The organism is Eubacterium sp. CAG:156, assembly GCF_000434315.1.
GTDB classification, from domain to species: domain Bacteria; phylum Bacillota; class Clostridia; order Lachnospirales; family Lachnospiraceae; genus Eubacterium_U; species Eubacterium_U album.
The window spans coordinates 1-19,288 of record NZ_FR878165.1 but is presented as its reverse complement, the minus strand read 5'-3'; the positions used below and the strand labels follow the sequence as shown (position 1 = coordinate 19,288).

19 protein-coding genes, 2 tRNA genes and 1 pseudogene are annotated in these 19,288 nt (G+C 31.1%); all 22 read right to left on the bottom strand.

Annotated elements, in window-relative coordinates; translation table 11 throughout:
- Positions 1–361, bottom strand: a pseudogene (locus ABMA45_RS07085) (hypothetical protein); the annotation flags it as partial.
- Positions 355–1,053, bottom strand: coding sequence for an ABC transporter ATP-binding protein (locus tag ABMA45_RS07080; RefSeq protein ID WP_022089189.1), 699 nt, complete (start codon positions 1,051–1,053; stop codon positions 355–357). The gene ABMA45_RS07080 and the pseudogene ABMA45_RS07085, both read right to left, overlap by 7 nt.
- Positions 1,053–1,409 carry a GntR family transcriptional regulator gene (locus tag ABMA45_RS07075; RefSeq protein ID WP_022089188.1) on the bottom strand — a complete coding sequence of 119 codons (357 nt, stop codon included), beginning with the start codon at positions 1,407–1,409 and terminating at the stop codon, positions 1,053–1,055. Before ABMA45_RS07075 ends, ABMA45_RS07080 begins: the two co-directional genes overlap by 1 nt.
- Positions 1,410–1,661: 252 nt before the next feature.
- Positions 1,662–1,850: a DUF951 domain-containing protein gene (locus ABMA45_RS07070; RefSeq protein ID WP_117910636.1), complete on the bottom strand. Its 189-nt coding sequence runs from the start codon at positions 1,848–1,850 to the stop codon at positions 1,662–1,664.
- 102 nt (positions 1,851–1,952) lie between these two features.
- Entirely contained in the window at positions 1,953–3,689 is a 1,737-nt protein-coding gene (locus ABMA45_RS07065; protein ID WP_022089186.1) for a hypothetical protein, read from the bottom strand.
- 89 nt (positions 3,690–3,778) lie between these two features.
- Positions 3,779–4,324 carry a TIGR01440 family protein gene (locus tag ABMA45_RS07060; RefSeq protein WP_022089185.1) on the bottom strand — a complete coding sequence of 182 codons (546 nt, stop codon included), beginning with the start codon at positions 4,322–4,324 and terminating at the stop codon, positions 3,779–3,781.
- A 124-nt stretch (positions 4,325–4,448) separates the two neighbouring features.
- Positions 4,449–5,024 (bottom strand): ECF transporter S component, encoded by a 576-nt coding sequence (locus ABMA45_RS07055; protein WP_022089184.1) that lies wholly within the window; start codon positions 5,022–5,024, stop codon positions 4,449–4,451.
- Between the two features lie 411 nt (positions 5,025–5,435).
- Positions 5,436–5,506, bottom strand: a tRNA-Cys gene (locus tag ABMA45_RS07050).
- A gap of 64 nt (positions 5,507–5,570) precedes the next feature.
- Positions 5,571–5,642 (bottom strand) — tRNA-Glu (locus tag ABMA45_RS07045).
- A 219-nt stretch (positions 5,643–5,861) separates the two neighbouring features.
- The gene (locus ABMA45_RS07040) at positions 5,862–6,575 is read right to left on the bottom strand and encodes a CvpA family protein (protein ID WP_022089183.1); all 714 of its coding nucleotides are present in this window, start codon (positions 6,573–6,575) and stop codon (positions 5,862–5,864) included.
- Between the two features lie 42 nt (positions 6,576–6,617).
- The gene (locus tag ABMA45_RS07035; RefSeq protein WP_022089182.1) at positions 6,618–7,862 is read right to left on the bottom strand and encodes a DUF5711 family protein; all 1,245 of its coding nucleotides are present in this window, start codon (positions 7,860–7,862) and stop codon (positions 6,618–6,620) included.
- 108 nt (positions 7,863–7,970) lie between these two features.
- Complete coding sequence (locus tag ABMA45_RS07030; protein ID WP_022089181.1) at positions 7,971–9,680, bottom strand: LysM peptidoglycan-binding domain-containing protein; 1,710 nt, start codon at positions 9,678–9,680, stop codon at positions 7,971–7,973.
- Positions 9,681–9,969: 289 nt separating this feature from the next.
- On the bottom strand, positions 9,970–10,695 hold the full coding sequence (locus ABMA45_RS07025) for an NAD-dependent protein deacylase (protein WP_022089180.1): 726 nt from the start codon (positions 10,693–10,695) through the stop codon (positions 9,970–9,972).
- Positions 10,696–10,754: 59 nt separating this feature from the next.
- Positions 10,755–12,107, bottom strand: a complete 1,353-nt coding sequence (locus ABMA45_RS07020; RefSeq protein WP_022089179.1) for a DUF6382 domain-containing protein — start codon at positions 12,105–12,107, stop codon at positions 10,755–10,757.
- A 31-nt stretch (positions 12,108–12,138) separates the two neighbouring features.
- Entirely contained in the window at positions 12,139–12,603 is a 465-nt protein-coding gene (locus ABMA45_RS07015; protein ID WP_022089178.1) for a TadE family protein, read from the bottom strand.
- Positions 12,604–12,642: 39 nt separating this feature from the next.
- A complete protein-coding gene (locus tag ABMA45_RS07010) occupies positions 12,643–13,014 on the bottom strand; it encodes a type IV leader peptidase family (protein ID WP_022089177.1) in 372 nt (123 codons plus the stop codon).
- 113 nt (positions 13,015–13,127) lie between these two features.
- Positions 13,128–13,952 (bottom strand): hypothetical protein, encoded by an 825-nt coding sequence (locus ABMA45_RS07005; RefSeq protein ID WP_147586529.1) that lies wholly within the window; start codon positions 13,950–13,952, stop codon positions 13,128–13,130.
- Positions 13,953–14,372: 420 nt separating this feature from the next.
- The gene (locus ABMA45_RS07000) at positions 14,373–16,292 is read right to left on the bottom strand and encodes a DUF5702 domain-containing protein (RefSeq protein ID WP_022089175.1); all 1,920 of its coding nucleotides are present in this window, start codon (positions 16,290–16,292) and stop codon (positions 14,373–14,375) included.
- On the bottom strand, positions 16,292–16,483 hold the full coding sequence (locus ABMA45_RS06995) for a Flp1 family type IVb pilin (RefSeq protein WP_022089174.1): 192 nt from the start codon (positions 16,481–16,483) through the stop codon (positions 16,292–16,294). The genes ABMA45_RS07000 and ABMA45_RS06995 overlap by 1 nt, the downstream gene beginning before the upstream one ends.
- Before the next feature lie 42 nt (positions 16,484–16,525).
- The gene (locus ABMA45_RS06990; RefSeq protein WP_022089173.1) at positions 16,526–17,980 is read right to left on the bottom strand and encodes a hypothetical protein; all 1,455 of its coding nucleotides are present in this window, start codon (positions 17,978–17,980) and stop codon (positions 16,526–16,528) included.
- A gap of 119 nt (positions 17,981–18,099) precedes the next feature.
- Positions 18,100–18,837, bottom strand: a complete 738-nt coding sequence (locus tag ABMA45_RS06985) for a type II secretion system F family protein (protein ID WP_022089172.1) — start codon at positions 18,835–18,837, stop codon at positions 18,100–18,102.
- Positions 18,838–18,845: 8 nt separating this feature from the next.
- Positions 18,846–19,288 (bottom strand): ATPase, T2SS/T4P/T4SS family (locus ABMA45_RS06980; RefSeq protein ID WP_348030017.1); only part of this gene is annotated, 443 nt, incomplete at its 5' end.

Sequence of the window (19,288 nt, the reverse complement as noted above, 5' to 3'; positions counted from 1 at the left end):
CTCCAGTCAATACTACTGTTGCTATAACCCATGTAATACAAACTATCATTTTACTTGCAATGTGCTGTCCTACTGTAGCCGGAAGTGTAAATGTTAAATATCCTTCATCTTTAAGCATATTAAAATAAAATCTTCTTAACATTAATACAACAGTTGCTACTGCGATTGCTATAATAGCTATGACATAACTTGCCATTATGATTCCAAACAATATATCAACTACTCTCAACTGTACATCTGATGTGTCCTCAATTATGAGCATAATTTTATTACCAATTGTAAGCAACGCCAAAACTATATATAATCCTATAAAATATCTTGAAGTTGCTTTATATTCATATTTTAATAATTTTCCTAACATTTAAATACCTCCCTGAAAAGTTCATCTACTGACTTTCCTTCCTCTTCTCTTATCTCATCAACTGTCTTATGCATAACTAAATGTCCATTCTTAATCATGACAACCTCATCTAATATCTGCTCAACATCTGAAATCAAATGTGTTGAAATAATAACAGAAGCTTCCGGATTGTAATTAGTTATAATTGTGTTAAGTATATAATCTCTCGCAGCCGGATCAACACCTCCAATCGGTTCATCAAGGAAATATAATTGAGCCTTTCTACTCATAACCAAAATAAGTTGAACCTTTTCCTTAGTTCCCTTTGACATGGTTTTCAACTTATCATTAATGTTAATATTAAGTCTTTCCAACATCTTATAAGCACACTGAGCATCAAAGTCTTCATAAAAATCGTCAAAGAATCCTACCATTTCTTTAACTTTCATCCAATCATTCAAATATGTTCTCTCAGGTAGATATGAAACTATGCTCTTTGTTTCAACTCCTACTTTCTTTCCATCAATTAATATCTCACCTTTAGTCGGTGTAAGTAAACCGTTAGACATCTTTATAAGTGTTGTCTTTCCACTTCCATTAGGTCCTAAAAGGCCAATTATCTTTCCTCTTTCAATAGAAAGATTAAGATTCTCTACTGCAGTAAAAGCTCCATATTTTTTAGTCAAATCTTTACATTCAAATATTATGCTCATTATTTTCCCTCCTCTATAATTTTCACAATCTGTTCTTTGCTAAACCCCAATTGTTCTATCTTCTCAATGTATTTCTGTGTTAATTCTATTGCTGTACTCTTCTTAGATTCCATAATTACTCCCACATTATCTGTTACTGTTCTACCAGTCGTTCTATTAGTTACTACATATCCTTCTCTCTCAAGTTCCGCCATCGCTCTCTGCATCGTATTAGGATTAACTGCTGCTTCTGTAGCTAATTCCCTTACTGACGGAAGCCTGCTTCCAGGCGGATATTCTCCCACAATTATGCGTTCCTTAATCTGCTCTAATATTTGAGCATATATTGGTCTGTCACTCTCAAATTTCCAAGGCATCTCTCTCATCTCCTTATATAACGCAAATTAATATATTGTATATTTGTATTAGTTACTTAATACAAATATACAATATATATTTATAATGTCAACTATTTCTTTTAAATGATTTTCTTAATATTTTATTAACTACATGGTGGGATTAATATTCTTTTTTATTTTGGAAAAAATAAAAAGACATTCCATTGCTGAAATATCTTCTTATTTTATGATAATTATTCAAATTATAATTTACATTATTTAACCAATTTCCTACTCATTCCCCAAGTACTTTTTTACACTTTTCTCAAATGTTTTTCTAGGTAGCATTACTATATGATTGCAACCCAGGCATTTTATTTTAAAGTCAGCTCCAACTCGAATTATTTCCCATTCGTTTGTTCCGCAAGGATGACCTTTTTTCAATACAACTTTATCGCCTAATTTGTAATCCATTTTAATCGCCTCCCTGTTTTTTAATTTATTAAATTTGTTAAACAGTCTTAGAATATAATCTTATATTCTTAAAATTCGTGAATTTCAAATTTTTAGAATGTGTTATATTTATTCTCCCTGAGCTTTCCATTTAACAATTGTCTTTATATTCTGGCTGTCATATTTTGCATTATCCAAGCCATTTTTCTGACTTTCACCATCTGTAGTGCTCTGACTTTCGTCCGCATTTTTCTTGCCATCTTTCTTATCTTCTTCATAATAAATTGTTATCTGTGCGCCCGGCTTGATGAAAATAAGGCTTTCATCTTCAGCAAACAATTCTTTATATACATTGTTATTTTCATCAGAAATATATACATAAGTTTCACCGTCTGTTGTGATGTACTCAATATCAGTAACCTGTATATTTACATTTGGCAAATCATTGTTCATGTCATCGATTACCTGCTTGTTGCCTAAATTATTTTCCTTCATAAGTTTATTATAAGAAGAAAGCGTATCTCTTTGCGTTGTTCCAGTCGCAACAATGCTGTATTTTTTTACATTTACAAGGGCATACTGTTTTACGAGGTTGCTCTTGTCCTTCAAAACCATGAAATATGTTGGCTCGCCACCTATATTTATGATTGCAGGGAATGAAGCCTTGTATCCTAAATTCTGGACCTGGCCTTCTGCTGCGTCCATTGCTGAAAATTCTTCTGCACCTGCTGCCTTGAAGTATCTTGTTTCTCCGGTTCTTGCATTTATCATTACAAATCCAATATTAGATGAATCGTCAATAACAGAAGTTACGCCTGTGTAAATCCATACGTCATCATCCATTACCTTGTAGCCATAATCCTCTGTTGTTATTTTACAATCCTTCTGACCTATTATGCTGTTGATGAATCCGTCTGACAAAGTTCCATACCAGTCGAATTTTCTCGTTGCCAAATCACCATCATAAACTCTGTCTACCCACTGTGGCACATTTTTTACATCATAATATTTGCTTTTGCCTGTGCAAGGGTCAAATATGACAACGCCTTTTACGTCTTTACCACCAAACAAGCCTATCTTTGCTGTTAATGTTGGGCAAATATAATATGGATTTCCATCATTATCTAATTCAAAATAATATCCTTCAAAAATTGCTGTAGGATATTCAAATCTAAGTTTTCTTTGTAATTTGTCATTAAATCGTGCCGAAGAAGTATACTTAATTGGTTTGTCTAATTTTATATATTCTGCTTCAAATTCCACAGGGTCTACCAAAATATATCCCGGTATACCATTTTTTCTATTGTTAAACCATTTGAAAAAATCTGCATACTCTAGCGTTGCTACTTTCTTTGGCTGGCCATTGTAATCTATCTGATTGTAATCCTGATTAATTACATACTGACTTACAAGGTCTGATAATGAGCCAATTGCTCTTTCGCCGACAACCCTTGCACTCTTTGTATCCATAAGCGCAATATCATTGACTGTATCCGTCTGGGCGATTTCATCTTCAAATTTGCATTCTTTCACTTTGATAAGACTTGAATATCTTGAAGCGTTAAATATTTCCAAAGATGTTAATCCGCCAATCACTACCACAACCACGCCAATTGCAATAACAGCCGTTACAATTTTTGACACTATAGTTACACTTAACTGCTCAATATTATTTTCCTTACTGCAAAAAAATGTTGCAATCAAAAACAATAGTACAAAGAATCCCTGAAAAATCCAGCTTCCTATATCATGTATGTTAAGTGGCGGCAACAAAATGTAGAACGCAATAAATTCTAATATTGCTACTACTATTAGTGCTATAATCGTTTTTGCAACCGATGTTTTTTCAGTATAATTTTTCAACATTAAATATTCCTCCATATATATAAACCTTCAGTAAATAAATTATTCCTGTATTTTATTTATTCTTTATTACAATAAACTATTCTTATCATTTACATTAGATCTTCGTTGTAATGAGCTCTTCCTCCACCGATAAATTTCGCTCTGCTTCGTGCAGCAATTACCCTTGCCTGACCTATTATATTATTTTCCATTTTAACAGGTACAGCCACTTTCTTTATGTGCATTCCTATCAAAGTTCCACCGATATCAATTCCTGCATTTGCCTGAATTTCTTCTATAGCTATAGGATCTTTAAATGTGTTATATGCTGTAGTTCCAAATGAGCCACCTGCTTTTGGCTGCGGTACAACATTTACTTCATATGCATTTGGCACAGCCTCACGCTCTACTATAATCGCCCTGTTCAAATGTTCACAGCACTGTGCAGCAAGATAGATTCCTCTTTCCTGAGTGACCTTATAAATTCCTTCAAAAACTGCTTCAGCTACCTGAAGATTTGAGTTTGTTCCTATTTTATCTCCACAAACTTCACTTGATGAACAACCTACTACTAAGATTTGTCCTTTTTTTAATTTACCTGCATCACATATTTCATTGGCAACATTTTCTGCCTGTTTTCTAATTTCCTCGTACATAAAAATCGCCTCCTGTTTTCTACGAGTGATTGTACTCCTTTATTATATAAAAAATCAAGGAGTTACCGCAACTAAAATTACAGCAACTCCTTTTATATTTATTATTAGCTTAATAATTTGTTATTTAGTTAACTTTTAATACGCTCTTAAATGCATTGCTTGCGTTTAAAACTTCAACTAATACAAGTCCTAATACAAGGCATGTAATTCCCTGAACTCCATTACTTGGAATCGAAGCTGCTGCTGTCATTCCGTATCCTAAAAGTGTGCTTTCATATAAGAAGTACCCAAATACCATTACTAACTCAGCTACTACTGCACTAACTACAAATGCTAAATGCTTATTTGCCTTTGCAATTATCTTAAATAAAAGAACTGCTACAATACCCATAAGTGCTTTAATAATAAATGTTCCAGGTACATATGTTGTGTATCCTGCAATTAAATCAGCAAGTGCCGGTCCTAATCCTGCTGCGGCTGCTGCAAAGAAAAGATTTTCATCTACTAATTTGCCTTTTTTGTTGCCTACATAAAATGTTCCTAATACCCATGCTGCTAATAAAACTACTGTATCACCAATGTTAACATATCCTGATGTTCCAATAGTAGGGATTCTGATAATCATTGTTGCTACGCATCCAAGTGCAGCAAACATTGCAGCTAAAACTAACTTAACAATTTTTTCAGTTGAATTGTTCATAATTTTCCTCCTGTTTTAATCAGAAATATAAAACCTTGTTAAATCTGTGATTAAACCTTTTGTTTATAGTTTCAAGGTTGTTTAGGCTTGTGAGTTGACTAAGCCTAGAATTTATTTCCGATTTTTTTCTTTTTGTATATTTTTATTTATATAATTCTTACAAAAAGTAATTTTATCAATATATGGTATTAGATAAATAGTCAGTTTTAAGGTGATTGATAATACCAGATTGTGATAGGAGTACTTTATTTTTTGATTTGTACCATATATGACTTGTTTACACTTATATGGCACACTTTTTCGCCGTCGGTTATTCTGCTTGAATCTATACTGAACCCTGGGATGCGACCTCATCCTGTCCATCTTTGCATAAAAAAAGAAATCTTATTGCTAAGATTTCTTTAAATAGAGAGGCGACAACCAGATTTGAACTGGTGATAGCGGTGTTGCAGACCGATGCCTTACCACTTGGCTATGTCGCCATAAAATATAGAACTATTACATTATAGCAACTGTTCTTTTTTCAGTCAAGAATAATTTCTTGAATGACTCCAAGGGGATTTGAACCCCTGTTACCGCCGTGAAAGGGCGGTGTCTTAACCGCTTGACCATGGAGCCTTAGTGGATTTTTCCAATCCACTTTTTACAGCTTTTTTAATTTATCAAATAGTATCGTGTTTGTCAACAATTATTTTCAATATTTGTATTATTTTAAATATTTTTAATATTTATTTTCTATATTATTCTCATTTGTTCACGACGCTTACTGATATTTTTATCATTTCCATAAATATTTATCCGCAATATCTACTGATATTCTTCTCATTTTCATAAATATTATGCAAGAAGATTGAGGTTATTTAAAAACATCTGAATTGCATTATTGTCGTATATCAGACTTAAAAATACGCTATTTCCAATTGCATCGCATGCCTGCTGTCCCCAACTTGTTGCACTAAATGCTGTAATTATTATACATGCAATCCAAAGTACAAAGACTGCTTCTATAAGTCCGATAACAGCTCCGCCTCCTTTATTTAACATATTTATTCCCGGAAGCTTTGATATTATATCAAGCAAATGAACCACCAGCTGAACCAGCAGCGTCAAAACAACAAATAGCAAAATAAATGTAGATGCATTTAACACAGAATCTATCAAATATTCTGCTACATACTGGCTAAAATTTTCTACACCTAATTCTATGTAGCCATCAGCATTATTATTCTTAATTAACGATTCCTTTACACTTTTTGGCAACGGTAAACTGTTAATTGTATTTTTCTGAGCTGTTTCTCCGGTCTGGGAAATGCTGTCTGATACATCTACTATTTTTTCATCCACATATTGTGTAACCTGCTTTGAAATTGCATCATACACCGGAGTTGTTTCTATAAAATCTTTCGTAATTGGTGTTAATATCTGAACTAAAATTAAAACTATTAACATCGATGCCAACGAAAATATCATCTTTATCATTCCTCTATGTTGCCCAATAAATATCATAAGTGCGATAAATACTATTACTGCAACTGTTAATATTGTTTCCATTTTTCCTCCATTTATTTTCATCTGTAACTTGTAACAGTTTATTTATTCTTCTGCTGTCTGTTTATTCTTTGTAACCGGACTCTTCAAACTATATCTGAGACTGATTTCTTCTATCTTATTTTTTGTCATAAGCAAAAATGTATTTGTACTTTCCATAGGAACTATCGCGTCTAACTGTTTTGTAAATACGTGTTTAAATTTAACCACGCCTTTAAGGGATATCAATTCACATGTAACGTCGTCATACATTAGCACGTTTTTTCCTGCAAATTTAACATGGTCCAAATTCATCTCTATTTCCTTAGACATGATTTTTTCTCCACTCAAAGAATACACTTCCATTTTACATGGAGTATCCCCTTTTGAGTTTTCAAATATAAGTCCTACATATTTTTCATTATAAAATACCTTTTGTATTTCTTTATCAAATTTTATTTCTTTTCTAATTGTTGGCTTTTCTTTCATCTTATATATAGTAAGAACATTATCACCAATCGCTATCGCATCTTCATTTGACACAAAATATACTGCAGGTACTATAGTTTCTCCATATTGATTAAATGTGCCTACCACTCTGTCAACTTCGTCTTTACCTACATTTGAGAAGTTATAGAAAATCACCTGATTTTCAGTACTTCCTTCCTTAATTGATAAGTACGATGTCATCATTTTCTCACCATCATTTGAAATTGAAAACGATAATGGGAATCCATTTTCACTAAGCAATGATTTGTGTGAAACGATAAGATTTCCTTCTTTATCATATAATTCAATATAATTTGCACTTGCTTCTTCTAAAAGTGCCGCAACCACACCCTGTTGTGCCACTTCAATTTTAATTATAGGATAACTTGTGTTTACTTCACCGACTTTTCCTTTTTTATTGAAAATGTAAATAGTATTACTATTCTTATCCGCTATCGCTAAATAATCTCCACAAACGTCTACTATTGGTGATTTCATTTCGTACGCTTCGTTCCAAATGGTTTCTGTTCCATTGATGTACGAAATTCCATCGTTACTATATTTTACTACAAATTCGCCAAACGCCTGATACTGGCTGTTTGTTCCTGTTTCTATCTTTATTGTCTTTCTGACTTTGTAGTTATTGTATGTGCGATAAACACAAAATAAATATATTGCTAAAAGTAATGCGCATACAATTCCAATTATTGTTATTACCTTTATTTTTAGATTTCTTGATTTATCTTCCCGTGATTTTTCTGACTCAATTACTGTATCAGGTCTAATCACTCTGAGTTTTCTTCTTTTCTTTGCTAACTTCACTTTTCTTACTTCCTGTACCTTATCTGCGTTTCAGTTTTCCTCAATTATATTCTTTTATACTTCAATGCACAATGTACATTTTATTCAGATTATACAATATATATTTTTTTATGGCAATTTTATCTGCTGACCTTCTATTATTTTGTAATCGTCTCCTATTCCGTTAAAAGCCTTTATTCTGTCAACCATATCACTATTTCCATAATATGTCATACTGATATCATATAAGGTTTGTCCGGGAGTTACTGTATGAATTGCTCCTCCATATATGCCTGCCTGTACATTTGTTGATTTGTTTTGCGGTTCAGTTTCCGTTCCTGTTCCATCATTATTTGGTTGTGATTGGGCATTATCCTGTATATCGGATTGTGTGTTTGATGAATTATTCTGCTGCGTTAATCCGCTATTATCCTGTGATTCAGATTGCTGCGTCTGCGATAAATTATCATTCTGCATATCATCTGTCTTAGGTTGTGATGAATTTTGTCCATCATCTGAATTGGTCTGTGAAGAATCATCGTTCTGCCCATTTTCAGATTGCTTTTGCTGTGTATTCTTTTTGTCATTCTTTTCTTTCTTACTATCAGATTTTGTTTCGTTGTTATTCTCCGTGCTTTCTGATGTTGATAGTGAATCTATTATCTGATTTACTGCCTGAGAATTTTTGTTGTCATTTATATTTTCCAATGATGTTTTTATATTTTTTAATTCACCATAATTATTTAGCATAACAATTGTTGACAGTAAAAGAGCAATTATTAGCAAACCACTGATTCCAACCGCTACTTTGCTAACTTTGCCTGAATTTTCACTTCCATTTTTATGTTGGTTTTCAATTTCTTTTTTTCTTTCACTTATAGCTTTTCTAAGCTGAAACGAATCCGAAATTCTGCTGTTTTTTTCTGCAATGCGTTTCTGCTTATTTTTTACATTTAATTTTTCAGGTGTTTCCGTTTTGTTATCAACCTGCTTATTAGCATATATGTCCTTTTTCTTTTTTCCTAAAATGTCAGGCATTTCTATCGTCTGCCCGCTCTTTGTGTTTGCCTCCTCATCGTTTTCTGATTTTTGGTTTTTACTTTTAGACGAAGCTTTATTCATTACAACGCTATGATTTTCATTTTCTCCATTATATTTATTTGCCTCTTCTTTTATTAATTGTTCATCATTTTCCTTTATTATTTTACCATCTGTTTTTTTATTATTTTTTATATTTTCCTTAAGATTTTCATTGATACTATTTTTATTTTGTTCCCTCTCCCTCACATATTTTTTCATTTTCTCATTTTTTTCATAATATATGTAATAGCCGCTTTGTCTGTTCAAATTTCCATTTTCATACACAAAAAATCCATCTTCATTTTCCGTTCTATCACTTAAAAAGCAGACTTTATCATTTCCGGCGAAGTTATCAAGATGTATTTTCTTTATTCCTGACATATCATCTTTTACTCTGTACGGAACAGATATGAACCAGCCCACAATATCGAATTCATCAAAGTATCTTTTTATATCTTTATATAGGTTCGTCCAAATTTCATCGTTAAATATTATGCTGTTTTCGATTACGTCGTTTACTTCTGCCATTCCTTTTACAAATATGTATGAATAACCTTTTACCTTTTTTGTTTCACCAAGAAGAACACCATATCTTATGTTATCTTCATTTTCCGGTTCCTTTTTTAAGTTACTCATTACATAATCTTCTACATATATTTTCTTTTTAGAATTATTGTCACCAATTTGGCGAATGTTTTTTGGCAACCTTACTTCACTTTGTCCTTTGGATTCTTTTCCATTATAAACCATCTCTATCATGAGCCCTCCTCTACATTTATTTCTTGTAGAATATAGCACATGAAAAAAGCACAATTTGTCAAATTAGGTTTTGTAAAAATATATGTAAAAATTCTTTTGCGACATTCATCGAAAAAATGCGGTTAACTGTGATTGGGCCTTTATTTATAAAAAGCTTATCACTGTCAACCGCATTTTCTTCTTATGTTTATATTAATTATGTATGGTTTAATGTATTCCCGACTATTTGAGACTTAAATGTTATTTCTTTTAATCTCTATACAAATATACCCGGCTTAAATTATTTGTTCTACATATCCATAATTTCGCTAAATACTTTACCTAAGCTGTCATTAATAACTAAATCTGCTCTTGAATCTCTTATTGTCATTGTCTTATTAATTAATACAAGCTTGTCCCCTTTGTAATAATCAATAAGCCCTGCTGCAGGATATACTATAAGGGAAGTTCCTCCTATTATAAGAACGTCTGCTTCCTCTATTGCTTTAATAGCCTTCTCAACGATTTCTTCGTCAAGTCCTTCTTCATATAAGACTACGTCAGGCTTTATATCTCCACCACATTCGCAATGTGGAACACCTTCTGAATTTTTTACATATTCAAAGTCATAAAACTTTCCACACTTTTCGCAGTAGTTTCTCATTACAGAGCCATGAAGTTCATATACAACTTTGCTTCCTGCCATCTGATGCAATCCATCAATATTCTGAGTTACAATTGCTTTTAATTTACCCATCTGTTCTAATTTAGCAAGAGCCTTATGTGTGACATTAGGCTGCGCACCTTCATATAACATACGATCTTTATAAAATCTGTAAAACTCTTCTTTATTCTTCATATAGAAAGAATGACTAATAATTTCTTCCGGTGGGAATTTGTATTTCTGGTTATAAAGTCCATCAACACTTCTAAAATCCGGAATACCGCTTTCTGTTGAAACTCCTGCACCTCCAAAGAAAACAATATTATCACTTTCTTCAATTATTTGTTTTAGTTGTACAACCTTATCCTCCATCTTATGGTTCTCCTGACTTTTTAACATATAATATAGACCATTATACCATTTTTCTTTTATTATTCCACAACAAATTCCATATCAGCTAACATTATTATATCCCCTAACTGAAACATTACCTGCGTATGTGGCTTTAATTTTTCGCCATTAACAAAAGTTCCATTAGATGAGTTTAAGTCTTCTATATAATATCCATCCATTTCTTCATATATTCTTGCATGAACTCTGCTTATAAACTGCTCTTCTAATTTATAGTCTGAACTTTTCCCACTTTTACCTATAATGCATGGAAATCCATTTGGAATTATTGTTACAGGATTTTCTATGTCAGTACTCCTTAGTAAAATACCTGTACTATGAACATTTGATGTAAGAAGAACCGTAGCCTCTTCATCAATAGAATCCCTTTCTTTAACAGGCATTTCACTTGCTACAAATTTTTCAATATCATCAAATCCATCCGTCTCCTCTAATTTTATAAAATTATTTTCTAAAAGTTCTTTTCTTTTCTTTGGTTTACTTCTCTTCCAGAATTGCCACCATTTCTTACTCTTTGTGTTTGTTTTTCCATTCTTATTTTTTGCACTATCCTTTATATTTTCCTTTATTTCTTTATTCTTTTTTCTATTTTTCTCTTTTTCTTTTTTCTTATTTGCCCTTTTCTCTTTTTGTTTTCTTTCCTTTTCGTTTTTATTGCTGAATCTTTTATTTATATTGTCATTTTCAAAATCTGTACTATCAAAATATTCGTCTGCATCTTCTTCTATAATATTATCCAAATCTTCCAAGTCATCATTTTGCTTTTCATTATAATAATTGGATTTTTTAGCCTTTTCATATGAATACTTATTAATATTATTTCCTGGCATTTTTATATTTTCAGCTACATATTCTTTTAGCTCTGTAATTGTAAAATTCTCTGATATTATTTTCTGTTGCAGTCCATAACCTATTACAACCGCTTCCCTATCATTATGATTTAAAAGTTCTAACAATTCTAAAAAAAGTCCGTTCAGACCTTCTTTCATTCCCTGCTCAGTAAATGGATAATAGCAAAAATTATATACTTTCTTTTTTGAATCCCAGTAAATCATGTCCATATCAAAAACTATATTGTTAATATCAAGCAAATATTCCTTCATAGATTTTGCTACTATCGCCATACTGTTTATAAACTGTTCAATATCTTTGGCTCCTACTTTATTTTTTACAAATAAACTTCTCATGGAATTTTTTGACGTTATATCATAATAGAATTGGTTTTCATTATTAATCTTCTTTATATTTATACTTAAAATTCCTTCTATTTTATTATTAATCAACATCTGAAGTTTGTAGTCATTTTCCACGTCCTTCTGATTTCTTATAATCATATAATTATTTATTCCGTCTTTCTTATAAGATATTTCCATTCACACCCTCAACTTTCTTTACCTGCCTTTATCAATTTGCTTTAGAATCAATAACTGCCTTGCAAATATACATCTTTTGCTCATCCATATTTTTCTCTATTTTAATTTCTATATCTTCATCATTATCCATAATATTTTTTATCCATCTCATTTGAAAATTATATTTACTTTCTATCGTAACCGCACTTTTATTTGCCTTTTTTATCTTATTATCCGCTACAAATACCGGTATCGAATCTATAGCTTTTGTGGCTAACCTTTCCATTTCTGTTTTCTCATTTTTATCATACATTTCTATGCATTTACCATAAACATATACCTTTGTAACAACTATGTCATGAAGATAAAATGCCACAAATAAAGTAAACGCCAGCATTAAAAACACCATTGGCATTACAAGGCTTGCTTCTATTGTCATTTCACCTTTTAACTTAGGTTTTTGTTTTAAGTCTATAAATTTTTGCTTTAAGTTTATAATTTTTCCATAAACTTCCACCCTATCCTCCACCCTCTTTTTATATTTCATCTTACATTCTCACCCTCTTAAATTATTTACTATCACACATATTTGTCCTATTAGTAAAAATGGAGCTAACGGAATTGTTGTTTTCTTATTAGACAAAACTTTAAATATTGCTATTAATGAAACAAAAATAAAAGCCCATACCAATGCTGAAAGTAAATACACTACATTCATAAATAATCCTAATGTTATTATCATAATTCCATCCCCAATTCCTATTTGCGACGAGAAAATCATACTTAAAATCAGAAGAACTATTCCCGGCATTAATGCAAATATCAGCCCCTCCATATTTCCATTTAAGTAAAGCAAAGCATACGCAATACCAACTATAAAAAATATTGTGCAATATATTAAATTTAATTCTTTCTTTTTAATATCCATTATCGTGCATCCACATAAATACACTCCACTAATTATCCAATTTAACATCTTACTCTATTGTTTCACACTGAATTAAAATTTACATACGAACAACTTACACTATGTTTAACATCCTATTCTGTTGCTCCACACTTACTACATGCATTTTTCGTTTCTACCTGAGAAATATCTAATGTAATTACCCTTCTTGTAAGTCCTCTGCAATTTATGTCCGTGTGATATTTCTTTCCTTCCTTCGTTATAAAAACCACTTGGCTATCAGCTATTTTTTTATTCACACAAATACTGCATGCTTTATATTTGCTCCCGCTACCGGTTCTTCTTTGTGTCATTTCCAAATAAGAAGTTTTTTCTATGTTTAAATTTAAATATGTACAGTCAATATTTGTGTGATAAACTTTTTCTCCATCCGTCATATAAACAAGGTTCAACTGTTGTGTTAAGTCACGTCCTGTCCATGCCTTCATTCTTGCTCTTTGAACAATTTGAATCTGATTGTCATTAGAAAAATAGGGATATTTATACCTTGAAATAGCTATTATGTCTACCAGACCATCATTCATATCCACTTTACTTTTACTCAAATCAACTAGCTTTTGAGCACTATTTTTCACGCCTATTTCTTTAACCAGTTTTCCATATAAATAAGCTACACCTATTACATTTTCCTGACAAAATTTATTATTGTCCTGTCCTATTTCGTCATTGTCTGCATCAGCATTTTTATTTTCATATTCTTTAAATTTACTGTTAATGCTTTTCCGTGTTTCTTCCCCGTTTTTGTCATTATTTGTAATATTATTCGCAATTTCCAAATAATACATTTTCTTTGCTGTATCCTTTGCAATATTATTTATATTCATCTGCATAGAAACCTGCCAGTTAAACATCAAAATAAAATGAATCATTGCAAAAGATGCATATAAAAATACTGACATGGCAAGCGCCGCCTCAATCGTTAATGAGCCCCTTAAATTATTTGAACTTTTTATATTACATGAGTTATTTACATTATGTAAGGCAAATAAAAATACCCTTTTTCCAGACAAGTTATAAAATTTACGCTTTTGCACTTGGAGAGATGCACATTTGTTATTATTTTTATTTTTTATTATTATTTTATTTGGCTTTATTGTTCTTATGAAAAAGGGCATTATTATTTACCTCACATTTATTCTGCTAATCAGATTTTTACAAAACTCTCAACTATCTGTTTAAATTTATAATTCTTAATATTGTTTTCTATGTTCGACGTTGTTTTTAATGTTACGTTTTATGTCCGACGTTGTTTTTAATATTGCGTTCTATATTCAACGTTATTTTTAATGTAATGTTCTATATTCAACGCCATTTTTAAATCAGTACTCATATTCCATCTTGGTTTTATAAATATAACTTTCGTTATTGTTACCTATTAAATATGACACTATTGGTAACGACGTAAATACCGGTTCTATTCTAAGATTTGCTTCAACTTCACACATTCCAAAACACTCTGAAATTAAAAAATCCTTATTATATCTTTTTTGCATATTTACCTGCACTAAATCCATAGTTCTAAAAACAGTATTTTTTGTTTTCTGTGTCATAATCATTGTCTGCAAATACTGTGTATAAGTTAACCCTGTATTGTTTTTACGTCCGTCTTCAAATGTCCCGATATTTTTTATGCTGCTATTCCAGTTTTCACTGTTTTTCACTATCGGTACTTTTTCTCCATTTAATAACTGCCTTACATCAATAACCGCTTCTGTCAGTGCCCACGCCTCTATTATTACTGCCTGAGCAACCGGCGTTAAAAATGGCATTCCAATAGCCGTGGCTACTGTTTCAGCCAAAGTTGTTATTTCCTTCATCTTTTCGCCATCCGTTATTAAATACGCTCCATTTGATAAATTTCTAACTTCAACTAATTTTTTAATAGTCTCTGTAAGATTGTCTTTATCATTTAAATTTCCATTTAAAATGTACTCCATTTCGTACTTTAAGGCTGTATCATCATTTCCATATTCAGAAATTTTTGCATAATTGTTAAAGTACAATTCTATATACTTCACAAAGATTCCTTTGTTTGTAATATCCTTTATTAAATCTGCTTTCTTATTACCATCTGTTTCTAATGTTGTTGGCAGATTTAGATTTCTTATCTGCATTGTAGATATATTGTTTACATCCTCTAAAACAATTCCTAATACACCATCGCTTATTAAACTTTTTGCTCTTTCATATAAGTTTTTTTCTTCTTTCGCATCATCATTAGAATTTCCTTTTTTTAGATTCCACAAACTTTTTTCAATGCTTTTAACCTTATCTAGCATTTTTTCTATTTCACTAATATTGCTTTGATTAATATCTGCATCCACATTTGAAGCTGTCAATATTTCTTCTATTGATTCTTTAATTACTTTCAAACTTTCTCTATCTGATTCTATATAATCCTCATATCCTGAAAAATCGCCATTCATTTCTTTTTCTATAGCATTTTTCTTTTCAACATATGTATCCATATCTGTTAGAGTTTTTGATATTAAAGTGTCCTCTATTTTCAACACGCTTTTTAGTTTCTTATATTTATTCCAAAACTTCTTAACCTTTTTATTGTGAATATTTTGGTTCTGGTTTTGACCTGTTATATTTGCTGTTATATTTGCTTTTAAATCATCAAATTTCTGAAACACCGCTGACATTTTTCCCTTTAACTTTTCTGTTTTTTTCAATTCGTCAATCTGAGTGTTTATTTTTTCTACGATTCCTATCATTTCTTTTGAAACATCATTGGCTATATTTGTAACATTACTATTCTCTTTTATTTCATTACATGTTTCCTTATTATTATTTTCTTCTTCAGAATCGGAAATTAATTTATTAACAGCATCAATTCCCACAATATATTTTGCATAATCAACTACTTGTTTTACAAATAAGTCTCCTTCTTTATCTGTAGCGTATTTTTGTTTTAAAATATTTACACTTTCTATCTCTATATTTGAAAAATCATATTTTTTAAAATCTAAATCTGCCATATTTATATTATCCTGCATATATCTTGTAACCTGATTGCCTAACGGCTCCTGTTCCCATGCAAGTAATATTCCATAATCCTGATATAACTGTTTTCCATATCCTGCAAAAACGGATTCAACTGCCATATATGTTGCAGCTTTTCCTTCCATTTGCGAAACACTTATTCTTGCTGACTCAATTACAGTACATACAACAACTATAACCACAGTTATAACCAGGCTTAAAAATATAGTTACGCTTGCTTTTAATCTCATTAAAACTTGCCTACTTGAGTTTTTATTGAAGTAAATATTCCATCTGCAATATCTCCTATCTGTTTCTTAAAAATTAGTGCAAGTCCAACTAAAACCAATATTATTAAAATAACTTCAATTACACCCATACCTGACTCATCTTGTCCAAAATCTACTAAATTTTTCTTTAATTTATCTATTAAACCTCTCATATATTTCTCCCATTTCTACATTATTTATGTTGCTATCCTGTTTTATATTTTTATTGACATAAGTGCCGGAGCCACGACAATGCCCATTGCTACAATCAACATTATTATCATTGGTCCTAACAGTTTCGTTCCGACTTCCTCTCCTTCTTTTAATGCCTTATTTTTTCTTTCAATTAACGCATTATCCATTTCCTCCTGCAAAGCTACTGCCATTTCTCTTGTTCCACGTTTAATGTTCTGTTGTAAAATATTTGCCAGTTTTATATAGCAATGAATTCCGCTTCTTTTTCCATATTCACTAATAGCCTGCTGTTCATTAATACCACTATTCATTGCATTTAATGTATAATCCAGTTCTTCATATGCATATCTATAGCCTAAATTCAAATTTCTTTTATACTCTGCAACAATTCTTTCCAAACCATTTCGTATTGACATGCCGGCACCATTATATAAAAGCAGCTTACTAATAATTTCAGGATAATCCCTTACCATCTGACTTTCTCTTTTCTTTAAATTTTTGTCCAGATTTTTGTCTTCAAAAAAGAATATTGCAATAGCAAAAATCAGCCCTATAATTATAAATTTATCTGCAACGGTGTCTACATCACTATAAAATTCAATACTTTTACCATTTATTTTTCGGGGTAGTTTTATAGTTTTTTCATACAGATTTTCATCTGCTATTTCCTGAACCTTATCCTGTACTGAATCAATTTCATCATTCCCGGTGATATGCAAAGGAATTTCATATATTATCGTTACATCCTCTAAAGACAAATAACCTGTAAGTTTTACATCATCGCCCTTATCATTTATTTCCTTAATAATTTTTCCTGATGAATCAATAACATCTTTTTTATCAATTTCCCATCTTATATCAATTTCCTTATCATCATCAGTTGTTATTAAATTCAGTTTTTTCGAAATGTTATTAACATTTTTGTTCTCACCTAGAACTTTTTTTAATATTTCCGGCTTTTTTTTATCAAGTTGTTCATAACATTCATCAATAGTCAGACTTTTTTCTGCAGCGTTAACAGTTATTTCTTCACTGTTATCTTTACCCTTTACAATGAGTGAATACTCTTTTTCTCCCTCACCCGGATTATTTCTTTGTATTTCTGATAATTTATTTTTTGTTTCTCCATATTCATTAACACCTATACCCAATCCAACAATTAAAACTATTACTAATACAGCGATACTATTCGCTATCTTTTTACTCATATACAAATATCGGTATTCATCTATGTCTTCCCTGACATATAGTTTCTTTAATTTTGAATCACTTTTTTTATATAGGTTTTTGCATTTTTTCACAACAAATTTATCATTTATCCAAAAACATAATCCATAAAGTTTTAACAAAGGATGCTCGTCCTTATCCAACTTATTTTTTAGTCTTTTTCTATACTTTATTTTGTATCTTCCTGTCACTAATAAAAGTATAAGTAAAATTACTAAACCACTACTACATAACACTATACCTGCCATCTATTCTCCAATTTCATTCGCTATCATTTTCCCTGATATCTAACAATCTATATTTCATTACCATAATCCATCTTTCCAAAATCATTAAATCTCAACCTCAATAATCTTCAATAAAATAATTAAATTTCAACATCCATAATTCTTTGTGCCCATACGATTGCCAGTACATACGCTATTAACCCGATTGTCATAATGCCTTTTCCCATCCATGTTTCATACATAACATTTAAAAATCCCGGTGAAGAAATCAGCATATATCCAATTAAAATAACGGGAACTGTACTCATTATTTTTTGTTCATATTTTTTTCCGTTTATAGCTACTCTTATTTCCTCTTTTACTTCTGATTTCTGTCGTATATTATCAGCTACGTTTTTTACAACATGAATCATATTTCCACCTTTTTTCTGCGCTATTTCAAATACGGCTACAAACAAATTTAAATCTTCTATATTTGCCCTCTCTGCAAAATTTTTTAACAATTTTTCTAACGGAACATTTAATTTAATTCCTGATAATATAATCCTTAATTCCTGGCAAATATAACTGTTATAACCATGCATTCCCAACATCTCTTTATAACTTTCTTTTAATGCTGTTACTGAAGATGCGCCTGCACTCATCGCATCAGCCATTCCCATTAGCATATCTTTAAACTGCTCCTCTAATTTTTCTTTACGCTTTCTTTTTAATTGCAATTTTTTAATTCTTAAAATAACTATTATTAAAGGTGATAAAAGCACTGCATATAAATATTTGCCATAAAATAATTTGGCAATCATAAGCACACATACTATCGCCATTATTAGATAATTAAATAACTCTTTCCTGTTAAACACATACTTTTCGTAATCCATTTATACACCTATATTTCTATTCCATGTGCTGCTAATTTTTCATTATTTTTTAGTTTCTTTTCTGTTTTTTCCAAACTACCCTGCACAATACCATTACTTTCACCTGTTTCCTTATATACATATAATGGTTGAAGTTTTATTTTTTCATTTTCATCTTTCACCATCTCATGTATTGTCATAACTTTTCGTGTCTTATCCCTTAATCTTCCCAAATGAACCACTATATCTATTGCTGCTCCAATCTGTGATTTTATTGCTTCAAGTGGTATATCAATTCCTGTCAAAACCATGTTTTCAAGTCTGTACATCATATCTTGTGCAGAGTTTGCATGACCTGTACACATTGAACCGTCATGTCCTGTATTCATGGCCTGGAGCATATCCACCGCTTCTGCGCCTCTTACTTCTCCCACAATTATTCTGTCCGCCCGCAATATAAAAAAGTGAATGT